Source organism: Dietzia sp. ANT_WB102 (genome assembly GCF_008369165.1).
Lineage (GTDB): Bacteria > Actinomycetota > Actinomycetes > Mycobacteriales > Mycobacteriaceae > Dietzia.
The window spans coordinates 127,463-147,386 of sequence record NZ_VOBA01000002.1; the positions used below are offsets into that span (position 1 = coordinate 127,463).

18 protein-coding genes are annotated in these 19,924 nt (G+C 69.5%); 9 read left to right on the forward strand and 9 right to left on the reverse strand.

The window, feature by feature from the left end; translation table 11 throughout:
* The first annotated feature begins 76 nt into the window (after positions 1-76).
* Positions 77-1,861 (forward strand): glycerol-3-phosphate dehydrogenase/oxidase, encoded by a 1,785-nt coding sequence (locus FQ137_RS12305; RefSeq protein WP_149292927.1) that lies wholly within the window; start codon positions 77-79, stop codon positions 1,859-1,861.
* A gap of 126 nt (positions 1,862-1,987) precedes the next feature.
* On the opposite strand, the gene FQ137_RS12310 is transcribed toward FQ137_RS12305, so the two are convergent.
* The 5 genes from FQ137_RS12310 to FQ137_RS12330 form a co-directional block, all read right to left on the reverse strand.
* Positions 1,988-3,775 carry an acetyl/propionyl/methylcrotonyl-CoA carboxylase subunit alpha gene (locus FQ137_RS12310; protein ID WP_149292928.1) on the reverse strand — a complete coding sequence of 596 codons (1,788 nt, stop codon included), beginning with the start codon at positions 3,773-3,775 and terminating at the stop codon, positions 1,988-1,990.
* Between the two features lie 207 nt (positions 3,776-3,982).
* On the reverse strand, positions 3,983-4,663 hold the full coding sequence (locus tag FQ137_RS12315; protein WP_149292929.1) for a nucleoside triphosphate pyrophosphatase: 681 nt from the start codon (positions 4,661-4,663) through the stop codon (positions 3,983-3,985).
* A 21-nt stretch (positions 4,664-4,684) separates the two neighbouring features.
* Positions 4,685-5,113: a cupin domain-containing protein gene (locus tag FQ137_RS12320; protein WP_149292930.1), complete on the reverse strand. Its 429-nt coding sequence runs from the start codon at positions 5,111-5,113 to the stop codon at positions 4,685-4,687.
* A 221-nt stretch (positions 5,114-5,334) separates the two neighbouring features.
* Positions 5,335-5,589, reverse strand: a complete 255-nt coding sequence (locus FQ137_RS12325; protein WP_149292931.1) for an acyl-CoA carboxylase subunit epsilon — start codon at positions 5,587-5,589, stop codon at positions 5,335-5,337.
* Positions 5,586-7,235, reverse strand: coding sequence for an acyl-CoA carboxylase subunit beta (locus FQ137_RS12330; RefSeq protein ID WP_149292932.1), 1,650 nt, complete (start codon positions 7,233-7,235; stop codon positions 5,586-5,588). Before FQ137_RS12330 ends, FQ137_RS12325 begins: the two co-directional genes overlap by 4 nt.
* 77 nt (positions 7,236-7,312) lie before the next feature.
* Between FQ137_RS12330 and FQ137_RS12335 the strand changes: the two genes are divergently transcribed.
* The 5 genes from FQ137_RS12335 to FQ137_RS12355 all read left to right on the forward strand — a co-directional run bounded on the left by FQ137_RS12335 (position 7,313) and on the right by FQ137_RS12355 (position 12,056).
* Positions 7,313-8,221, forward strand: a complete 909-nt coding sequence (locus tag FQ137_RS12335; RefSeq protein ID WP_149292933.1) for a biotin--[acetyl-CoA-carboxylase] ligase — start codon at positions 7,313-7,315, stop codon at positions 8,219-8,221.
* 3 nt (positions 8,222-8,224) lie between these two features.
* The gene (locus FQ137_RS12340; RefSeq protein ID WP_149292934.1) at positions 8,225-8,788 is read left to right on the forward strand and encodes a PH domain-containing protein; all 564 of its coding nucleotides are present in this window, start codon (positions 8,225-8,227) and stop codon (positions 8,786-8,788) included.
* Positions 8,789-8,810: 22 nt separating this feature from the next.
* Entirely contained in the window at positions 8,811-10,097 is a 1,287-nt protein-coding gene (locus FQ137_RS12345; RefSeq protein WP_149292935.1) for a 5-(carboxyamino)imidazole ribonucleotide synthase, read from the forward strand.
* 28 nt (positions 10,098-10,125) lie between these two features.
* Positions 10,126-10,638, forward strand: coding sequence for a 5-(carboxyamino)imidazole ribonucleotide mutase (purE, locus tag FQ137_RS12350; RefSeq protein WP_149292936.1), 513 nt, complete (start codon positions 10,126-10,128; stop codon positions 10,636-10,638).
* Positions 10,639-10,886: 248 nt separating this feature from the next.
* A complete protein-coding gene (locus FQ137_RS12355) occupies positions 10,887-12,056 on the forward strand; it encodes an acyl-CoA dehydrogenase family protein (protein ID WP_149292937.1) in 1,170 nt (389 codons plus the stop codon).
* 119 nt (positions 12,057-12,175) lie between these two features.
* Here FQ137_RS12355 and FQ137_RS12360 read toward each other — a convergent pair whose 3' ends face one another.
* Both FQ137_RS12360 and FQ137_RS12365 read right to left on the reverse strand, forming a co-directional pair.
* Positions 12,176-12,862 (reverse strand): TIGR03089 family protein, encoded by a 687-nt coding sequence (locus tag FQ137_RS12360; protein WP_149292938.1) that lies wholly within the window; start codon positions 12,860-12,862, stop codon positions 12,176-12,178.
* Positions 12,863-12,887: 25 nt separating this feature from the next.
* On the reverse strand, positions 12,888-14,450 hold the full coding sequence (locus FQ137_RS12365) for an LCP family protein (protein WP_149292939.1): 1,563 nt from the start codon (positions 14,448-14,450) through the stop codon (positions 12,888-12,890).
* Between the two features lie 111 nt (positions 14,451-14,561).
* Here FQ137_RS12365 and FQ137_RS12370 point away from each other — a divergent pair, with 111 nt between their 5' ends.
* Positions 14,562-15,440 (forward strand): glycosyltransferase family 2 protein, encoded by an 879-nt coding sequence (locus FQ137_RS12370; protein ID WP_149292940.1) that lies wholly within the window; start codon positions 14,562-14,564, stop codon positions 15,438-15,440.
* Positions 15,441-15,546: 106 nt separating this feature from the next.
* Positions 15,547-16,662 (forward strand): sugar phosphate nucleotidyltransferase, encoded by a 1,116-nt coding sequence (locus FQ137_RS12375; RefSeq protein ID WP_255584243.1) that lies wholly within the window; start codon positions 15,547-15,549, stop codon positions 16,660-16,662.
* A gap of 25 nt (positions 16,663-16,687) precedes the next feature.
* On the opposite strand, the gene FQ137_RS12380 is transcribed toward FQ137_RS12375, so the two are convergent.
* Both FQ137_RS12380 and cofD read right to left on the reverse strand, forming a co-directional pair.
* Complete coding sequence (locus tag FQ137_RS12380; protein WP_149292941.1) at positions 16,688-18,112, reverse strand: coenzyme F420-0:L-glutamate ligase; 1,425 nt, start codon at positions 18,110-18,112, stop codon at positions 16,688-16,690.
* Complete coding sequence (gene cofD / locus FQ137_RS12385) at positions 18,109-19,170, reverse strand: 2-phospho-L-lactate transferase (RefSeq protein ID WP_149292942.1); 1,062 nt, start codon at positions 19,168-19,170, stop codon at positions 18,109-18,111. The genes FQ137_RS12380 and cofD overlap by 4 nt, the downstream gene beginning before the upstream one ends.
* 344 nt (positions 19,171-19,514) lie before the next feature.
* Here cofD and FQ137_RS12390 point away from each other — a divergent pair, with 344 nt between their 5' ends.
* A complete protein-coding gene (locus FQ137_RS12390; RefSeq protein ID WP_067712264.1) occupies positions 19,515-19,826 on the forward strand; it encodes a WhiB family transcriptional regulator in 312 nt (103 codons plus the stop codon).
* The last annotated feature ends 98 nt before the right edge of the window (positions 19,827-19,924 follow it).

Sequence of the window (19,924 nt, forward strand, 5' to 3'; positions counted from 1 at the left end):
CCAACACTACGTGCGCCCGCGCGTAGAGTCGGGACGACCGGCCGGAACACGTGCCCGGCCCCGGAGGGGAGCGCCCATGCCCACGAGAAGGTCCCGCTCGATCCTCGGCCCCGACCGCAGAGCCGAGGCGTGGCGCAGATTGTCGGAGGACACCTTCGACATCGTTATCGTCGGCGGAGGCGTGGTGGGCACCGGCAGTGCACTCGACGCGGCCACCCGAGGGTTGAACGTGGCGCTCGTCGAGGCCCGCGACTTCGCCGCCGGCACCTCATCCCGCAGCTCCAAGATGTTCCACGGGGGACTGCGCTACCTCGAGCAGCTCGACTTCGGCCTGGTCGCCGAGGCCCTGCACGAGCGCGAACTCAGCATGACTCGCCTGGCCCCGCACCTGGTCACCCCGCTGAAGTTCCTCTTCCCGCTCACCCGCCGGTTCTGGGAGCGCCCCTACATGGCCGCGGGATTCGTGCTCTACGACGTCATGGGCGGCTCCAAGAGCGTCCCGCCGCAGAAGCACTACAGTCGCGCCGGAGCGCACCGGATCGCCCCGGGGCTGCGCGAGGACGCCGTCGTGGGCGGGATCCGTTACTGGGACACCCTGGTCGACGACGCCCGCCACACCCTCACCTTGGCCCGCACCGCCGCCCACCACGGAGCGGTCGTGACCAACTCCACCCAGGTGATCGGCTACCTGCGTGACGGTGACCGGGTCACCGGGGTGCGGGTGCGCGACGCCGAGACGGGACGCGAGACCGATGTCCGGGCGCGGGTCGTGCTCAACGCCGCCGGCGTGTGGACCGACCAGCTGCAGAAGATGCTGGGCGAGGAGGGCGGCTTTACGGTGCGGGCGTCCAAGGGCGTGCACATCGTGGTGGACCGCGACAAGGTGGACTCCGAGGCCGCGCTCATCCTGCGCACCGAGAAGTCCGTCCTGTTTGTGATCCCGTGGGGCGAGTACTGGATCATCGGCACCACCGACACCGACTGGCAACTCGACCTGGCCCACCCTGCGGCTACCGGCGCCGACATCGACTACATCCTCGGCCACGTGAACTCGGTGCTCACCACCCCGATCAGGCGCGAGGACGTGCGCGGTGTCTACGCGGGCCTGCGCCCGCTGCTCTCGGGCGGCGCTAGCTCCACCGCCAGACTCTCCCGCGAACACGCGGTGATGACCGTGGCACCCGGCGCCGTGGTCGTAGCGGGTGGCAAGTACACGACCTACCGGGTGATGGCGGCCGACGCCGTGGATGTGGCGGTCGGAGAACTTGGCGAGCGAGCCGCCACGGTGCCGCCCTCGACGACCGAGAGAATCCCGCTCCTGGGCGCCGACGGCTACCCGGGGATGGTCAACCGGGCCGACCGGATCGCCGACCAGTACGAGATCCGCGAGGACCAGATGGAGCACCTCCTCGGCCGGTACGGCACTCTCGCCGAGGACGTCCTCGAACTCGCCACCGGCCGCCCCGACCTGCTTGATCCCGTCCGGGGTGCCGAGAGATACCTGCGCGTGGAGATCCTCCACGCCGCTGTCGCTGAGGCCGCCCTACACCTCGAGGACGTCCTCGTGCGCCGGACGCGGATCTCCATGGAATACCTGCACGGCGGCGTCGACTGCGCCCGCGAGGTCGCCGACCTGATGGCTGAAGTACTCGGGTGGGATGAGGACCGCATCGCTCGCGAGGTGGAACTCTTCGGACAGCGGATCGCCGCCGAGGAGGCGAGCCAGGTGGCGGAGTCCGACGACGAGGCGGACGGATTCCTCCGGCGTGTGCCCGAGGTCCGGGAATTTCTGGCGGATGCGGCCTTCGACCCCGCCAGCGCCCGACCCGTGATCGAGAGCTCGTCCGGCCAGAAAATGTAGGGGACCCGCGACTGTTGGGCGGCGTCCCACCTCGTCGTCCCACCCGCCGTCCGACCCGCAGACACCGAAGGGCCCCGACGACCGAGATGGTCGCGGGGCCCTCGTGGCTGCTGTCTCAGCGGCGGGTCACTTGATCTCGCAGAGGACCGTTCCCTGGGTGACAGCGGCGCCGGCATCGACGGACAGGTCGGTGATGACGCCGTCCTTGTGCGCGGTGACCGGGTTTTCCATCTTCATGGCCTCGAGCACGGCCACGAGCTCGCCGGCCTTGACCTCCTGGCCCTCCTCGACGGCGACCTTGACGACGGTGCCCTGCATCGGAGCCGACACGGCGTCACCGGACGCGGCTGCACCGGCGGCGCCGCCACGTGTGCGGGACTTGGCCTTGCGGCGAACCGTACCGCCGGCGTGCGAGCCGCCGAAGGCCAGGTCGCCGGGCAGGGAGACCTCGACGCGACGACCGTCCACCTCGACGACGACCTTCTTGCGCTCGACTGGCTCGTCGTCGTCGGCCGGTGCACCGGTGGGCGTCCACGGCTCGATCGGGTTGTCCCACTCCTCCTCGATCCACTTGGTGTAGACGTCGAAGCTCTTGCCGTCGCCGACGAACGCCGGGTTCTCCACGATGTGGGCGTGGAACGGCAAGACCGTGGCCATGCCATCGATCTTGTACTCGGCAAGCGCGCGGGCCGAACGGGCGAGCGCCTGGTCGCGATCCTCGCCCCAGACGATCAACTTGGCGAGCATCGAGTCGAACTGGCCACCGATGGTGTCGCCCTCCTCGACGCCGGAGTCCATGCGGACGCCCGGGCCATTCGGCTCCTTGTAACCGGTGATCGTGCCGGGGGCGGGCAGGAAGCCACGGCCAGCGTCCTCGCCGTTGATGCGGAACTCGAAGGCATGGCCACGCGGGGTCGGGTCCTCGGTGAACTCGAGCACCTCACCTTCGGCGATCTTGAACTGCTGGAGGACCAGGTCGATGCCGGCGGTCTCCTCGGTGATGGGGTGCTCCACCTGGAGACGGGTGTTGACCTCAAGGAACGAGATCGTGTCGCCCTGGACCATGTACTCGACCGTGCCGGCTCCGTAGTAGCCGGCCTCCTTGCAGATGGCCTTGGCGGAGTCATGGATTCGTTTGCGCTGGTCGTCGGTCAGGAACGGCGCGGGGGCTTCCTCGACAAGCTTCTGGAAGCGGCGCTGCAGGGTGCAGTCGCGGGTACCGGCGACGATCACGTTGCCGTGCTGGTCGGCGAGGACCTGGGCCTCGACGTGGCGGGCCTTGTCGAGGTACTGCTCGACGAAGCACTCGCCGCGACCGAAGGCGGCGACAGCCTCACGGGTGGCGGACTCGAAGAGGTCGGAGACCTCGTCCATCGTGTGGGCGACCTTCATGCCGCGACCGCCGCCACCGAAGGCCGCCTTGATCGCGATGGGCAGGCCATACTGCTCGGCGAACTTGACGACCTCGCTGGCATCCGAGACCGGGTCCTTGGTGCCGGCCGCCATCGGGGCGTTGACACGCTCGGCGATGTGGCGGGCGGTGACCTTGTCGCCGAGGTCGCGGATGGCCTGCGGCGGCGGCCCGATCCAGATCAGGCCGGCGTCGATGACGGCCTGCGCGAAATCGGCGTTCTCGGAGAGGAAGCCGTAGCCGGGATGGATGGCGTCGGCGCCGGACTTCGCGGCCGCATCGAGGATCTTGTCGAAGACCAGGTACGACTCCGCGGAGGTGGTGCCTCCCAGAGCGAAGGCCTCGTCGGCCAGCTTGACGAACAATGCGTCGGCGTCGGGCTCGGCGTACACGGCCACGCTGGCCAGGCCGGCGTCCTTCGCCGCACGGATCACACGGACGGCGATCTCGCCGCGGTTGGCGACGAGGACCTTCGTGATGTGAGAGCTGGCATGACTGGGCACTCAGGGCCTCCTGGTGATAAAGGTCTCTACTGTCGATTGGCCGTGGGGCCCACCGAATACACCCGCAGTCTAATGAGAGGCCCCCCTCATGTGTGGTGTCGGGGGTCTATGGGTTGCCCTCCGGGGGCGGGACCGCCGGTACGTCTGCGCTCTGACCTGCAATGTCTCTGTGGGGGACGGGTGGCCGGCCGCGGGAAACCCGCTCGCTCAGGCACGCAATTCAGGTCGCCAGAGCCGATGAGCGTTCAGTCCGGCCCGATCGAGCAGCCGTCGCAGAAGCGGCAGACTGAGGCCGATCACACTCGACGGGTCTCCCTCGATCCGGTCAATGAACCAGCCCCCGAGGGACTCGATTGTGAACGCGCCCGCGCACTCGAGCGGCTCCCCGGTGCGCAGGTACACGTCCAAGTCGGTGTCGGAGGGGGCGCCGAAGTGCACGGTGGTGTCCGACGTGTCGGTTTCAGAGAAGGTGACGACGACCGGGTCGTCGCCGGTGAGGTCTGCGACTATCAGCGAGTGGCCGGTGAGCAGGACCCCGTGCCGCCCGCGCATCTTCCGCCATCGCTCCATCGCGCGCTCATAGGTGTGCGGCTTACCCTCGAGCTGGCCATCGACGAGCAACATCGAGTCGCACCCGACCACGACCAGCGTGTCCGCGCCTGCCGCCCTCGCCTCGGCAGCGAGGGTCTCACCCTCCCGGTGCAGGACGTCCTCCGCCTTGGCGCGGGCCAACTCCTCGACCACCCGCACGTGCGGGGTACCGGCCGGCAGGGCGGCCTGGAGTGCGTCTTCGTCCACCTGTGGGTGGCGGATGATCGGGTCCACCCCTGCCTGCTCGAGGATCCGCAGGCGGGACGGGGACGCGGAGGCGAGGACTAACGCGATCATGGGGTCAGCGTAGCCACCTGCTCAGGACCGCGGCAGCAGCATCGTGATGGTCAATGTGGTGGGCTCGAGCGCCCGGACCCGGTGGCGGAGCTTGGCGGTGAGGTGGAGGACCTCACCGGTATGCAACTCGAGTGTGCGGTCGGGTAACCCGAATTCCACGCTGCCCTTCAGCAACTGGACGAGGATGGGGTGGAACGCGGCGTGGTCGGGCATCTCCTGGCCCTCGTCGAACTCGAATACGACGATCTTGGTGGTCTCGTCCTCGTGAACGACTGCCGCCCCGGGTCGCTTCGCGGATGGCTCGGCCCGCCCGATGATGTCGGTATGGTGCGTCGCGGTTCCCTCGTCGGTGCCGGCTCGCCGGCCGCTGGCGCGGTCCTCGGTTGCCGGGTCGCGGGTGGGCCCGCCTGTGGTCGCGCCCCGCCCGGGGGGCGTGGTGTCCTCAGTCATGGGAACCTCCTCGGTGAGCTTGCCGTCCGGCCCGACGACACGCCCCCAGCCTACTGAGGTGGGGTCGACGCACCCCGATCCCCGACACAGACGCCCCGGCTCCTGCATTCGGAGCGTGTGAATCGGTACACGCTGCGAATGCAGGAGCCGGGGCGGCTGGGTGTGAGCGCGCGGGGGTGCCGACCTCGGGGTTTCAGTCCCAGGCAATCACGCCTCGACGCTCAGTAGTGGCGGCGGTTGAGGAACGAACTCGGGTTGTACCCGAACGGCGGACGGAGGCGATCTTCGTAGGATCCCCAGTCGTCCTTGATGCCGGTGTCGTGCTCGCTCGCGTGGACGGCGTTCCCCTGTGCGGTCGCGAAGACTGCGGACAGGATGCCCACCTCGGTCGGCGTGGGGTTTCCACTCACGACTGAAAAGAGCGGCTTCTCCGCCTGTCCGGCCCGGTCCTGCTGCTGCTTCTGGTCGCCGGTCACAGCGGGATGTTCCCGTGCTTCTTGGCCGGCACCTCGACGACCTTGCGGTCCAGGAGTCGGAGTGCCTGCGACACCTGCAGTCGGGTGTGCGAGGGCGGAATCACCGCGTCGATGTACCCGCGCTCGGCGGCGACGTAGGGGTTGACGAGGGTGTCCTCATACTCGGCCTGCAACTTGAGGCGCAAGGCGTCGACGTCCTCGCCGTTGGCGGCGGCTTCCTTGAGCTGCGGCCGGTAGACGAACCCAACCGCGCCGGAGGCACCCATCACGGCGATCTCTGCGGTCGGCCACGCCAGGTTGATATCGGCGCCCATGTGCTTGGAACCCATGACGTCGTACGCTCCGCCGTAGGCCTTGCGAGTGATGACCGTCACCTTTCCGACGGTGGCCTCGCCATAGGCGTAGAGCAGCTTGGCGCCGCGGCGGATGATCCCGTCGAACTCCTGGCCGGTGCCGGGCAGGAAGCCCGGGACGTCGACCAGCGTGAGGATGGGGATGTTGAACGCATCGCAGGTGCGGACGAAGCGGGCGGCCTTCTCCGATGCCTTGATGTCCAGGCACCCGGCGAACTGGGTGGGCTGGTTGGCCACCACGCCCACGCTGCGGCCCTCGATGCGGCCGTAGCCGACGATCACATTCATCGCGTACTGGCCCTGGACCTCAAGGAACTCACCGTCGTCGACGAGGTGGGAGATGACCTCGTGCATGTCGTACGGGGCGTTGGAGGAGTCCGGGATGATCGTGTCGAGCTCGTGGTCCTCGAGTGTGAGGTTGTCCTCGATCGCGCCCTCGGCGACGGGGAACGGGTAGCGCGGGGCCTCGGCACGGTTGTTGCTGGGGAGGTAGGACAGCAGGTCCTTGACGAAGTCCAGGGCGTCCTGCTCGTCACTGGCGGTGTAGTGGGACACGCCCGACTTGGTCATGTGCGTGGTGGCGCCGCCCAGTTCCTCTTGGGTGACCTCCTCGCCTGTGACCGTCTTGATGACGTCCGGTCCGGTGACGAACATCTGCGAGGTCTTGTCGACCATCACGGTGAAGTCGGTGAGCGCGGGGGAGTAGACGTGGCCTCCGGCTGATGGGCCCATGATCAGCGAGACCTGCGGGATGACGCCGGAGGAGAGCACATTGCGGTGGAAGATCTCGCCGTACAGGCCGAGCGAGACGACGCCCTCCTGAATGCGGGCGCCGGCGCCATGGTTGATGCCGATCATCGGACGACCGGTCTTGAGGGCGAGGTCCATGACCTTGACGATCTTCTCGCCGTAGACCTCACCCAACGATCCACCGAAGACGGTGGCATCCTGCGAGAAGACGCAGACGCTGCGGCCGTCGATGGTGCCGTAGCCGGTGATGACGCCGTCTCCCAGCGGGCGGCGCTCGGCGAGTCCGAAGGTGGTGGCTCGGTGGCGGGCCAGGGCGTCGATCTCCACGAACGAGCCGGGGTCGAGGAGGTTCTCGATCCGCTCGCGGGCCGTCATCATGCCCTTTTCGTGGGTCTTGTCCACCGCGGCCTGCCCCATCGGGGCCCGGGCTTCGTCAAGGCGCCGTCGCAGCTCGGACAGCTTCCCGGCGGTTGTGTGGATGTCGGGGGTCGCAGCGTCCGTCTGGACGTCGGCGCTCACGTCCGGTTCTGAGGCAGTCGTCATGTTGCAAGACTCTAACCAGTGACCCGGCTCCGTGGCGACGTGACCCGGCGTACATCCCCCGGCGGCGACCCCGACAGATGTCGGGCCGGGCACATACGCTGGGGGTCGTGCACGCAGATCCCGGTACCGAGACCCCACCCAGGTTGGACGCCCACGCGCTCCGCCACGCTCTGGTGGAGGGCCCGGACGCGCCGTACTCATCGCTCGAGGTCGTCGACGACATCGGTTCGACGAACGCGGAGTTGATCTCCCGCGCATCCAGGGGTGCACCGGACCGCAGTGTGCTGTTGGCAGAGCACCAGGCGTCCGGGCGTGGTCGACTCGGTCGCGTGTGGACCGCCCCGCCGCGCACGCAGGTGGCTGTCAGCGTTCTTCTCCGTCCCGGGGCCGTGTCGCCGAACCTTTTCGGCTGGTTACCGCTCGTCACGGGTCTCGCGGTACGGGACGGACTGCGCGAGGCCGGTGGCGTCGACGCGACCCTCAAATGGCCCAACGACGTCTTGGTCGACGGTCGCAAGATTGCCGGGATCCTCGTGGAGATGACCACGGTGCCGGGCGGGGGAGACTTCACGGTCCGCCTGCCGGCCGTCGTGGTGGGAGTCGGAATCAACATCTCGCTTTCCCGCGAGCAACTCCCGGTGCCGCATGCCACTTCCCTCGCGCTCGTCGGTGGGTCACGTGACCGGGATGCCGTGGCCCGTGCCGTCCTGGAGGCGCTGGCTCTGCGCCACCGCCAATGGCGTGAGTGTGACCACGGGAGCGGGTCGACGGTGTCGGACCTCCTCATGGCGACCTACACCGAGGCCTGCTCCACCCTCGGCGCCGAGGTGAGGGTCGAACTTCCCGGGGACGTCGTGCGGACCGGGCGCGCGGACAGGGTCGACCGTGACGGCCGCCTCGTCGTCGTCGATTCCGACGGTGAGTTCGCCGTCGCCGCCGGTGACGTCACCCACGTCCGAGGCGCCGGCGGTCGGTGGAACGGCTGACCCGTGGGGTTCATCCGATCGGTCCTCGCGCCGGGGGAGACGCTCATCGTCCACGCCCACCCGCACTGGCGCGCCCTGGTCAGGCCCGCGCTGGTCACGGTCATCGGCGCCGGCCTGGCGGGGATCGCCGGCGGCTTCATAGAGGTGCAGGTGGTCCACGCCGGTGACCGCACTGCGACCTGGGCCCTGGTGGCGCTGTTGTACACGCTGATCGTGCTCAGGCTCGGATTGTGGCCACTGGTCCGGTGGGCCCGAACCGATCTCGTGGTCACCGACGAGAGGGTCCTCTACCGGCCGGCAGGGTCCTCGAGGCGGTGCGTGGACGTGCCACTGCGCAGGATCAGTGCGGTCAGGTTCCGCCACACCCTCACTGACCGGGCCCTCGGGACCGGCTGCCTGATCCTCGAGCTCGGTCACCTGCCGCCAGTGGAGATCGATCACGTCCCGGAGGTTGCCCGCGTGCATGCCGTCGTCTACGACGAGCTCATGCGGTTGCCACCGCCACCCCCGCCCCCTTCGCTCGCTGCCACACCGCGGTTCCGCTGGGGGCTCCCGGGGCGCCGGTGACCACCCCGCCCCACGTGAGACTATGGGCGTCGTGAACGACGACTCGCGCATCCGCCGCAATCCACTCGCAGCGCCCGTCGTGGCGATGATCGGCGGCGGGCAACTCGCCCGCATGACCCACCAGGCCGCCGTGGCACTGGGCCAGACGTTGAGGGTCCTGGCCGCGGACCCACTCGACCCGGCCGCTCAGGTCACGCCCGACGTGGTGATCGGTGCCCACGACGATCCCGACGCCGTCCGGACCGCGGCCGAGGGGGCCGACGTCATGACCTTCGACCACGAGCACGTGCCGCCGCAGATCCTGCTCGATCTCGAAGCGGCCGGGGTGGCAGTGCGGCCGCGTGCCTCCGCGCTCATCCATGCCCAGGACAAGCTGGTCATGCGTAGGGCACTGGCGGAGATCGGCGCCCCCGTCCCGCCGTTCACCGGTGTCGAGTCGCTCGATGACGTCCGGCGCTTCCACGCCGAACAAGACGGGCGCATCGTCCTCAAGGCGGCGCGCGGAGGGTATGACGGCCGTGGCGTATGGATGCCGGACTCCCTGGAGGAGGCCGAGCGGATCGCCGACGAGCAGCTCGCCGCAGGCGTGCCGATGATGGCCGAGGCCCGAGTGCCGTGGACCCGGGAACTGTCCGCGATGGTGGCCAGATCCCCGTTCGGGCAGGGCGCCGTGTGGCCGGTCGTGGAGACGGTCCAGCGTGACGGGATCTGCTCGGTGGTGATCGCGCCTGCTCCCGGACTGCCCGACGATCTCCGTTCGGCCGTGCAGGCCACCGCGCTGCGGTTGGCCGAGCACCTCGACGTGACTGGCGTGATGGCCGTCGAACTGTTCGAGGTGATCGGCTCGGACGGACGCCCCGGGGTTCTCGTCAACGAATTGGCGATGCGGCCCCACAACTCCGGTCATTGGACCATGGACGGCGCCACGACCAGTCAGTTCGAGCAGCACCTGCGGGCCGTTCTCGACTATCCGCTCGGCTCGACCGTCCCGACCGCGCCGCTTGCCGTCATGGCCAACGTCCTCGGCGCCCCCGAGACGCCGGAGATGAGCATGGACGAACGGGTCCATCACCTCGGCGCCCGGTTCCCGCACGCGAAGGTGCATCTGTACGGCAAGTCCGAGCGGCACGGCCGCAAGATCGGGCACGTCAACGTCCTCTCCGACCCGGGCGTCGACCCGGACGACGGGGACCAGGTGTCCGCAGTCCGCGCGGTGGCAGAACTCGCGGCCCACTGGCTGTCCCACGGGGTGTGGGCCGACGGGTGGGACCCCCACTCGGGGGCTCCCACCGGGGACTTCGACCGCTGAACTTCACACCACTACGAAAGGCAACGGGATGACCGAGCGACAGGGCGGGCCACAGGTCGGCCTGATCATGGGTAGTGACTCCGACTGGCCGACCATGGAGGCCGCCGCGGAGGCGCTCGCCGAGTTCGGGATCGCCTTCGAGGTCGGGGTGGTCTCCGCGCACCGCACACCGCAGAAGATGCTGGATTATGCCCGGTCGGCGGCCGGCCGGGGCATCCGCGTGGTGATCGCCGGTGCGGGCGGCGCCGCGCACCTTCCGGGGATGGTCGCCTCGGCTACGCCGCTGCCGGTCATCGGAGTTCCCGTCCCGCTCAAGTACCTCGACGGCATGGATTCCTTGCTGTCGATCGTGCAGATGCCCGCAGGCGTCCCGGTGGCCACCGTGTCGATCGGCGGGGCGAGGAACGCAGGGTTGTTGGCGGTGCGGATCCTCGCCGCCTCGGATCAGGCGCTGCGCGAACGGATGGAGGAGTTCCAGGCCGAGCTCGAGGCGATGGTCGAGCGCAAGGACGACGCATTGCGTCAGCAGCTGCTGGGCTGACCGATCCTGCGGCTCGGCGGTGGCGCGGCCGGCCGTGGAGGTGCGCGGCCGGCGCCGGGTGGCCATCCGCCGGGGGCCGACGTCCCGACAAGGACCGGCAGCCGACTGGTAATTTGAAGGGCCGGACGCGGCCTCGCGTCTCCCGCGGAGATCACGGCGGCCGACAAGCGTCAGCGGCCCCTCCTCGAGAACCCGGCCAGCGCCCGCCGCGCGATCAGCACCGACGATTCCCTCTTGGAGGCCCGCACATGTCTGGCAACCCCGATTTCGACCTGTACCGCCCGGCGGAGGAGCACGAGGAGCTCCGGGCCGCGATACGCGCGCTCGCCGAGAAGGAGATCGAGCCCCACGCCGCGGACGTCGATGAGGAGGAGCGGTTCCCGCAGGAGGCTCTCGACGCGCTCAACACGTCCGGCTTCAACGCCGTCCACGTGCCGGAGGAGTACGGCGGGCAGGGCGCCGACTCGGTCGCGGCGTGCATCGTGATCGAGGAGGTCGCCCGCGTCTGCGGGTCGTCCTCGCTGATCCCGGCCGTGAACAAGCTCGGCACCATGGGCCTGATCCTCGCCGGCGGCGAGGAGCTCAAGCAGAAGGTCCTGCCCGAAATCGCCGAGGGCAAGATGGCCTCGTACGCGTTGTCGGAGCGCGAGGCAGGTTCCGACGCGGCCTCGATGCGCACCCGTGCCCGTCAGGATGGTGACGACTGGGTCCTCAACGGCAGCAAGGCGTGGATCACCAACGGAGGCAAGTCCACCTGGTACACCGTCATGGCCGTCACCGACCCCGAGAAGGGGGCCGGCGGGATCTCTGCGTTCATGGTCCACGCCGACGACGAGGGCTTCGGTGTCTCCAAGACGGAGAAGAAGCTCGGGATCAAGGGCTCGCCCACTGCGGAGCTGTACTTCGAGAACGTCCGCATCCCGGGCGATCGCATCATCGGCGAGCCGGGCACCGGCTTCAAGACGGCACTGCAGACCCTCGACCACACCCGCCCGACGATCGGCGCGCAGGCCGTCGGTATCGCGCAGGGCGCACTGGACGCGGCGGTCGCCTACACCAAGGAGCGCAAGCAGTTCGGTCGTGCGATCTCCGATTTCCAGAACACGCAGTTCATGCTGGCCGATATGGCCATGAAGGTGCAGGCCGCGCGGCTGATGGTCTACACGGCCGCCGCCAACGCGGAGCGCGGCACGGCGCCCGGTGGCGAGAAGCTGGGCTTCATGGCCGCCGCGTCCAAGACCTTCGCCTCCGATGTGGCGATGGAGGTCACCACAAACGCCGTGCAGCTGTTCGGCGGCGCCGGGTACACGCGCGACTTCCCGGTCGAGCGCATGATGCGCGACGCCAAGATCACCCAGATCTACGAGGGCACCAACCAGGTCTGCCGCATGGTGATGGCCCGCCAGATCCTGTCCTGACGTCCCGGTCGCCGGCCCGCTGACCGGCACACGAGAGCCCCCACTTCCCTGAAGGAGGTGGGGGCTCTCGGCGTTGCCGTCCGCGCGGTGCCGCGAGGACGGTGTTCAGCGGGCGGTGTTCAGAGGGTGAGCGTGGTGCGCTCGGTGGCCGCCACGTCGGCGACGGAGGGGTCGTCGGCGCCCACCCCGGTGACGAGAACCGCGGTGCCCCCGGAGGCGAACACCCGGGCCAGGACCTGTACCACGTCGTCCCGATCGGGGCCCGCCACGAGGGCGCGGCCAGCCAGCTCGGGGTCGGCCAGTTCCGCCAGTGGCGAGCCGTCCAGGGCGAGGGCGCCCCCACCTGAGGGCACGAAGGCATCCGGGTGGATGCGACAGGCCTCGGCGAGGTCGGTGACGCCGGGAGGGACCTCGACGCCGGCGGCCGCCAGCGGGCGGCCCATCGGGTCGGTGGTCATGAGCAGGGTCTCGACGTCGGTGGGGTGGCGGTCGAGACGGTCCGGGACGGTGACGACGACGACGGCGTCGTCCACGTCCCGTGTGCTCACTTCCGCGCCCGCCCACCAGGCGCCGAGCAGGACGCCCGCGGTGAGCCAGTGGGCGGGCAGGTCGCACACGATCACGTCGCCGGGCATGACACCGAGTTCGTCACGCAGGAGTCCCGCGATCTTCGCGGCCCAGTTCGCAGTGGAGGTCACGGACAATTCGATGCGTGACGGGGCGAGCTGGTCGTAGTGGGTGACCATCGGGGTCCCCGGGTCGATCGCGAGGAGCGGTTGGAAGACGGTGTCGGCAGCGTTGTTCACTCTGGGCCTCCCGGGTGGTGGTCGGTCAGTTGACGCAGGGAACGTCAGAGCCGCCCGCGTCGAAAGTCGGCCGTTCCGCGATGGACGGCGGCAGCGGCTCGTAGGTGTCGGTGGTGGGGGAGTACGACTCGATTCCGACGGCGTCGCCGGTGGGGCCACTGTAGTCCTCGGCCAGAACCACGCGGACGGAGCCGGCCGGCACTGCCGGGTCCACCTGCACGGGTAGGCCGCCGAGGGCATCGGACACGGCGAAGGCGGCGGCGTCGTCGGCGGAGGCCGCGGCCACGTGGGAGGTGTATGCGGCGGCGGGGTCGGTCAACAGGTCGCCCTCCTTGTAGCCGAGTTCGGTGAGGGAACCGGAGACCTGGGAGGCCAGGCCGTCAATGCTGGTGGTGTTGACCACCGAGACTGTTATCGACGCAGGATTGACACCCGGGGTGCTGGTGGGGGTCTGCTCGGGCCCGGCGGCGTCGTCATCCTCGGTGCTGGCGAACCCGGCCACGAACTCCGAGACCTGGGCAGGGTCTGCGGTCACGATCGACTCGCCCCACTCCGTGTACGAGTCGATGCTGGTGACCGGGATGGTCTCGAAGCGAACGCTTCCGCCACTGATGTCCTGGAGCTTCATGGCGAAGTCGACGAAATCCCAGTTCTCGTCGATCACGAAGGACCGCTTGGCGGCGTCGACCAGCGCACCGAGCTTCGAGGGGTCGGCGAGGGTGCCGGCCGACAGGATTTTCTTGACGAGCTGGGACATGAATGCCTGCTGTCGCACGATTCGGTCGAGGTCGCCGGCGGGCAGGTCATGGCGTTGGCGCACAAAGCTCAGGGCGTCCGAGCCGGAGACGGTCTGGACCCCGGCTCGGAAGTTCGCGCCCGACAGCGGCTCGTTCACGCTCTCGTTGAGACAGACGGGTACACCGCCGACCGCATCGGTGAGTAGGACGAATCCCAGGAGGCCGATCTCGGCGTAGTGGTCGGCCTGAACTCCGGTGAGTTCGCGGACAGCGCCGATGAGCCCATTTCGCCCGGCTTTGACCGCATCGTGCTGATCCTGCTCGGTGAGGGCGCCATCCGATGCGGTCGACACGGCGCGCTCGAGATAAGCCTCTTTGTTGGCCGCGTAGACGCCGTTGATCTTGCTGCCGCCGACCGAGCTGGTTTCCACATAGACGTCGCGGGGGATGGAGATTGCGGTGGCGGAACTGCCGTCCTCGGGGATCCGGATGAGCAGGATCGTGTCGGTGTTCTCGCCGTCGTCCTCGCCGGTCCGAATTGTGTCGAGTTCCTCCTGGCTCAGCGGCTTGCCCTGGGCGTCGGTCCGGTTGTCGGTGCCGACAAGCAAGATGTCCACGGCACCGTCAAGGCCGCCGTCGCCCACGTTGAGACCGCCGGCGGAGGTCAGGTCCGAACTGAGGCCGTTGAACAGGGTCCACCCGACGCCGGTGACCAGGAGACAGATCGTCGAGACGAGGGCCGCGACGACCCGGCCGATCCGGGAAGCGATCGGTCGGGCGGGGGTGGTGTGACGCGTGCCCCGCGCACGGCTGGGGGCGTGACGGGGGGTCACTGGCAGCTCGGCGCTCATCCACCGTCCTTGTCGTCGAATAGGGCCGCTCGAGGCCGCCGATGATCTCCAACGGTACCGCGCCGCGCGCCGGGCGTCGGAATCCGTGGGGTGCGTCGTAGTGTGTTGAGCGTGACGACCCGACTACCCGTCGTAACGGTGACGTACTCGCCGGGCGACCACCTCCGCAGCTTCGTCGAGAGTCTTCCCGCGGCCACCACGCGGCAGGTTGGGCTGGTCATGGCGGACAACGGGTCGACGGACGGGGTGCCGGAGACAATCGCGGCGGAGTACGAGTTCGCCGAGTTCTTCCCCACTGGCGGGAACTTGGGTTACGGCACCGCAATCAACCGCGCGGTGACGGAGATCGCTGGACGGCCAGGGGAGTTCGACCAGGAGTTCGTCCTCGTGGTCAACCCGGACGTGACGTTCGAGCCCGGTTCGGTCGACGAACTTCTCGCCGCCGCCGCGCGCTGGCCACGCGCCGCTGCTTTCGGTCCGCGGATCTCCGAGCCCGACGGTTCGGTGTACCCGTCCGCCCGGGCGGTGCCGCGCCTCGGTGCGGGCATCGGCCACGGGGTGCTGGGCCGGGTGTGGCCGCGCAATCCGTGGACGGCGAGCTACCTCGACGACGCGGACATGGAGACCGAGCGGACGGCCGGGTGGCTGTCCGGTGCGTGTCTGCTCCTGCGCCGCGAGGCATTCGATTCGCTGGGAGGGTTCGACGAGCAGTATTTCATGTACCTCGAGGACATCGACCTGGGCGACCGTCTCGGCAAGGCCGGATGGCAGAACGTGTACGTCCCCACCGCGGTCATCCACCACGACCAGGGTCACGCGGCCAACGCGGTGCCGGAGTTCACGCTTCGCGCGCACCACCGCAGTGCGTATCTGTTCCAGGCGGACAGGCACCCGCACGCCTGGCAGGCACCGATACGCTGGGCTCTCAGAGCGGGCCTGGGCCTTCGGTGCCGTCTGGCGATCCGCTCCGCCCGGCGCGCTGCGAACTGACCCCGGCTAGGACCCCCCAGCTACACCCACGACGATCCCATCCACCGCCCTGCCTGCTCAGCGCGAGCGCGACCGGCAGGGCCCGACGACAGCAGGAGCCTTCATCGTGACCTCGACGACCCCCGGGAGCGCCACCGTCGGCGACGACCTCATCGCGGACACCGAGGCGGTGGTGCTGGTCGGCGGTAAGGGCACCCGGTTGCGTCCCCTGACGATCTCGGCACCCAAGCCGATGCTGCCCACCGCGGGCCTGCCCTTCCTGACCCACCTGCTCTCTCGGATCCGGGCCGCCGGACTTCGGCGGGTCGTACTGGGAACGTCGTTCAGGGCCGAGGTGTTCGAGGAGTACTTCGGGGACGGTTCGGACCTGGACCTGGAGATCTCCTATGTCGTGGAGACTGAGCCGCTGGGCACTGGCGGCGGCATTCGCAACGTGCTGCCCGAGCTCACGGCCTCCACGGTCATGGTGTTCAACGGTGATGTGCTCGGGGGGACCGATCTGCGCGACATTCTCGCACTTCACCGTGCCAAGGACGCCGACCTGACGATGCATCTCGTGCGCGTCTCGGATCCGCGCGCGTTCGGGTGCGTGACCACTGACGACGACGGCCGAGTCCAGGAGTTCCTGGAGAAGACGCAGGATCCGCCGACCGATCAGATCAACGCGGGCTGCTATGTCTTCCGCCGCGACCTCATCGAGCAGATCCCCGAGGGGCAACCGGTCTCGGTCGAGCGTGAGACCTTCCCCCAGTTGCTGGCCGAGGGCAAGCGGGTCTACGGCTTTGTCGACTCGGCCTATTGGCGGGACATGGGCACGCCGGAGGACTTCGTTAGGGGCTCCTCGGACCTGGTGCGCGGGATCGCTCCGTCGCCGGCGTTGGGGGGCCACGCGGGGGAGTCGCTGGTGCACGAGGGTGCCGGGATCGGGGCGGGGGCCGTCCTTGTCGGTGGCACCGTCGTGGGGCGTGGCGCAGAGATCGGGGCCGGGGCCCGACTGGACGGCGCGGTGGTCTTCGATGGTGCCCGCATCGAGGCCGGGGCCACGGTCGAACGCTCGATCGTCGGGTTCGGCGCGCGCATCGGCCACAGGGCTCTCATCCGGGACGGCGTGATCGGCGACGGCGCTGTCATCGGCGCCCGCTGTGAGCTCCTGCGGGGCGCCCGCGTGTGGCCGGGGGTCGAGATCCCCGACGGCGGGATCCGCTACTCCACGGACATGTAGGTCCCGGAGATCGACGCGGCGGCGGCTACTCCACCGTCAGGTACGAGTCGCCGGCGGGCCGCGGCTCGCGTGGTGGGACCGACTCGGCCGGCACGCCCACTGCGACCGCACCGAGCGGTCGCCACGAGCCCGGCAGCCCCAGTTCGCGGCGGGTGGTGTCGGCCGCGAAGATCGTCGAGCCGACCCAGCACGAGCCCAGCCCGCGCGCGGCCAACGCCACCAGTAGCGACTGCACCGCTGCGCCACCGGCAACAGTGAACATGGTCGCTTCGCAAGCGGCCCGCCGGTCGTCGGGGTAGTCGTGCGCGCCGGCGTCGTCGTCGACGAACGGCAGGATCAGCTCGGGGCAGGTGCGCAGGAGGTCGCCCCGACCGAGCCGACGGGCTAGGACCTCGCCGGTGTGACCGTCGGCGCGCAGGTCACGCTCCCAGTCCGCGCGTAGGGCGTCGAGGAGCCGAACGCGCGCGTGGCCTCCCACCCGAACGAACCGGATCGGCGTGCTGTGGTGCGGTGCAGGCGCGGTGAGAGCGTCTGCCACGGCCCCGGCCAACACTTCGGCGTCGACCGGCTCGTCGGTAAAGCGTCGCACCGACCTACGGGCGGGGACGGCCTCGCGGCGCCCCTGCGCCAGGGCCTCGGCGGTGCCCAACCGAAACAGGTCCGACGACCCGTCCCTGACCAGGTCACGGGCTCGCCGGGGGACGTTCACCTCGTCGTCGTGCTCGTCGTCGCCCACCAGCAGGTGTCCGATCCCGCGCACCACGGCGACGGGCCGCGCACCGAGCTTGCCCTTGACCAGGTCGGCCGCCGACGCGATCTCGTCGGCCACGGCCACGTCGGTCACCAGTAGTTCGTTGCCCTGGCGATCGACGGCGCCGTCGTACCCGACCGACACCCGCAGTCCGGCCGCGCCGATGGCCATGTCGATCTGGCCGGTCCGCCAGGCCCGCCCCATGGTGTCGGTGACCACCACGGCGAGACGCGCGCCGGTGAGGCGGCGCAGGTCGCGGGCGAGCGCCGCGGCGGACGCGTCGGGGTTCTCGGGCAACAGTGCGAGTTCGCGGGACTCGACGTTGGAACCGTCGACGCCCGCGGCGGCCTGGACGATCCCGAGCCGATTCTCCGTGATGAGCGTGCGGTTGACCCGCGCGACCACCCGGACCGACTCGGCGTCCACGAGTTGTCGCCGCAGGGCGTCGCGCTCGTCCGGGTCTGTGGGCGCGGGCACGATCCGTCCCTCGGTCTTGGACAGGACCTTGGAGGTGAGCACCACGACGTCGCCGTCGACCAGGCCGTGCGGGTCGGCGGTCAGTGCGTCGGCGAGGATGCGCGAGAGGTCGTCACCGGGTCGGAACTCGGGCAGGCCGTCGGGGGCCCACATGGTCACGTCCGCGGGCGCGGCGTGCTCGACGGACCAGCGGCGGATCTCCGGGACCGCGCCGTCGGTCATCGGTCGGTCCGCGCGGGCGCTTCGAGGCCGGCCAAATCGATCGCGGCCGAGACCATGTCCGCGGTGGCGTCGGGGTCGGTCATGAGCAGCGGCACCTCGCGGACAGCGATGCCGTCAACCGCGCCGGTGCCGTCGGTGGGCGCGTCGCCTGGGGCCACGAGCCAGCCGTCCAACAGGCCGGTGCCGGAGCGGGCGCCGTAGTGACGCGCCACGGCCGTGGCGGAGGTCTCGACGCCGATCGCGGTGAGGCACGCGTCGGCCATCCCGCGTAGGACCGCCCCCCCGATCACGGGGCTGATGCCCACCACGGGGGCCGGAGTGGATCGCAGTGCGGCCCGGATCCCGGGCACCGCGAGGATCGCGCCCACGGAGACCACAGGGTTGGAGGGGGCGACGACGACGAGGTCTGCCGATTCGATCGCCTCGAGGACCTCCGGCGTGGGAGCGGCCGAATCCGCGCCGATCTGCACGAACCCGGAGGCCGGCAACTGCGCCCGGTGCTTGACCCACCACTCTTGGAAGTGGATCGCCCGCGGGCCGGAGCCGTCCGCCTCCGGGCCGTCTCCCGCGTCCTCCGCGGTGTCAGCCGTGCCGCCGGTCACCACGACGTGGGTTTCACAGCGGTCGTCCGTGACGGGCAGGAGGCGGACGCCCGGGGACCACCTGGCACACAGCGCCTCGGTGACGTCGGTGAGTCGGTAACCGGCATCGAGCATCTGAGTGCGGACCAGATGGGTGGCCAGGTCCTTGTCACCCAGCCCGAACCAGTCGGGCTGCACTCCGTAGGCCGCGAGTTCGTCGCGGCAGTTCCACGTCTCGCCGGCATGGCCCCAGCCGCGCTCGGGGTCGATACCCCCACCGAGGGTGTACATGCAGGTGTCGAGGTCCGGGCAGATGCGCACTCCGTGCATCCACGCGTCGTCGCCGACGTTGACCACCGCATCGATACGATGCGGCGAACCCGAGCGGATGGACTCGGAGTCGAGTCCGAGGAGTCGGCGGGCGCCGAGCAGGAAGCGGGCGCCACCGACGCCGCCGGCCAGAACACAGATCTTCACAGGGACGAGACTAGTGACGGTGCCACCGGCGTTGACCCGGTGGGCCGAGGACTCCTGCGCCCGGGGTGGCATCGAGGGGGCGGAAAGCGGCCCTATCGTGTCGTACGCCACACTCGGGGCGGCGTGTCACGGGCCGTGGCGCGAAGGGAAAATGCTAGGCCTGCCCGATTTCGCTTGACCTTCGCGGCTCTCATGTGTGTAATCACATGTGTGTCATTCCCCGGTGGGTGACGTAAAGATTGCGCAGGCATCAGACAGGCCGCGATTCGGCGAGGCTCCCTCGGTCGCGTCAGCGGCGATCACTCCAACGCGGAGCATCGCGGACAAACATGCAACACGAAGGGATGACCGTGGATCGACAGTCACGCACCGTCGCGGGACCCGAGCTGGCCTTGGTCGACCTCGGTGTCTCCGGCCTGTTCGTCGAGGACGAGCAGGAGAGCTGGCAAGAGAGGGCTCTGTGTGCGCAGACCGATCCGGAGGCGTTTTTCCCGGAGAAGGGTGGCTCAACCCGCGAGGCCAAGAAGATCTGCACCGGGTGTGAGGTCAAGGCCGAGTGCCTCGAGTACGCGCTGGCGAACGACGAGCGGTTCGGAATCTGGGGCGGGCTGTCCGAGCGCGAGCGGCGACGCATCAAGCGCGACGCGGTCATGTGATTCGCGGACAGGTCACCCACTACTGGTTGCCAGGACGTGTCCCGACGCCTGAGCGCCTGAACTGCTTCTGACCGCCCCACGCCGGGCGGGATTTCGCT

Excerpts from the sequence above, each read along its gene's own strand:
- FQ137_RS12330 (WP_149292932.1), bottom strand. The coding sequence starts at position 7,235 with ATGACGACTGCCTCAGAACCGGACGTGAGCGCCGACGTCCAGACGGAC.
- FQ137_RS12355 (WP_149292937.1), top strand. The coding sequence starts at position 10,887 with ATGTCTGGCAACCCCGATTTCGACCTGTACCGCCCGGCGGAGGAGCAC.
- FQ137_RS12390 (WP_067712264.1), top strand. The coding sequence starts at position 19,515 with ATGACCGTGGATCGACAGTCACGCACCGTCGCGGGACCCGAGCTGGCC.
- FQ137_RS12335 (WP_149292933.1), top strand. The coding sequence starts at position 7,313 with ATGTCGGGCCGGGCACATACGCTGGGGGTCGTGCACGCAGATCCCGGT.
- FQ137_RS12380 (WP_149292941.1), bottom strand. The coding sequence starts at position 18,112 with ATGACCGACGGCGCGGTCCCGGAGATCCGCCGCTGGTCCGTCGAGCAC.
- FQ137_RS12305 (WP_149292927.1), top strand. The coding sequence starts at position 77 with ATGCCCACGAGAAGGTCCCGCTCGATCCTCGGCCCCGACCGCAGAGCC.
- FQ137_RS12345 (WP_149292935.1), top strand. The coding sequence starts at position 8,811 with ATGGGCGTCGTGAACGACGACTCGCGCATCCGCCGCAATCCACTCGCA.
- purE (WP_149292936.1), top strand. The coding sequence starts at position 10,126 with ATGACCGAGCGACAGGGCGGGCCACAGGTCGGCCTGATCATGGGTAGT.
- FQ137_RS12365 (WP_149292939.1), bottom strand. The coding sequence starts at position 14,450 with ATGAGCGCCGAGCTGCCAGTGACCCCCCGTCACGCCCCCAGCCGTGCG.
- FQ137_RS12315 (WP_149292929.1), bottom strand. The coding sequence starts at position 4,663 with ATGATCGCGTTAGTCCTCGCCTCCGCGTCCCCGTCCCGCCTGCGGATC.
- FQ137_RS12320 (WP_149292930.1), bottom strand. The coding sequence starts at position 5,113 with ATGACTGAGGACACCACGCCCCCCGGGCGGGGCGCGACCACAGGCGGG.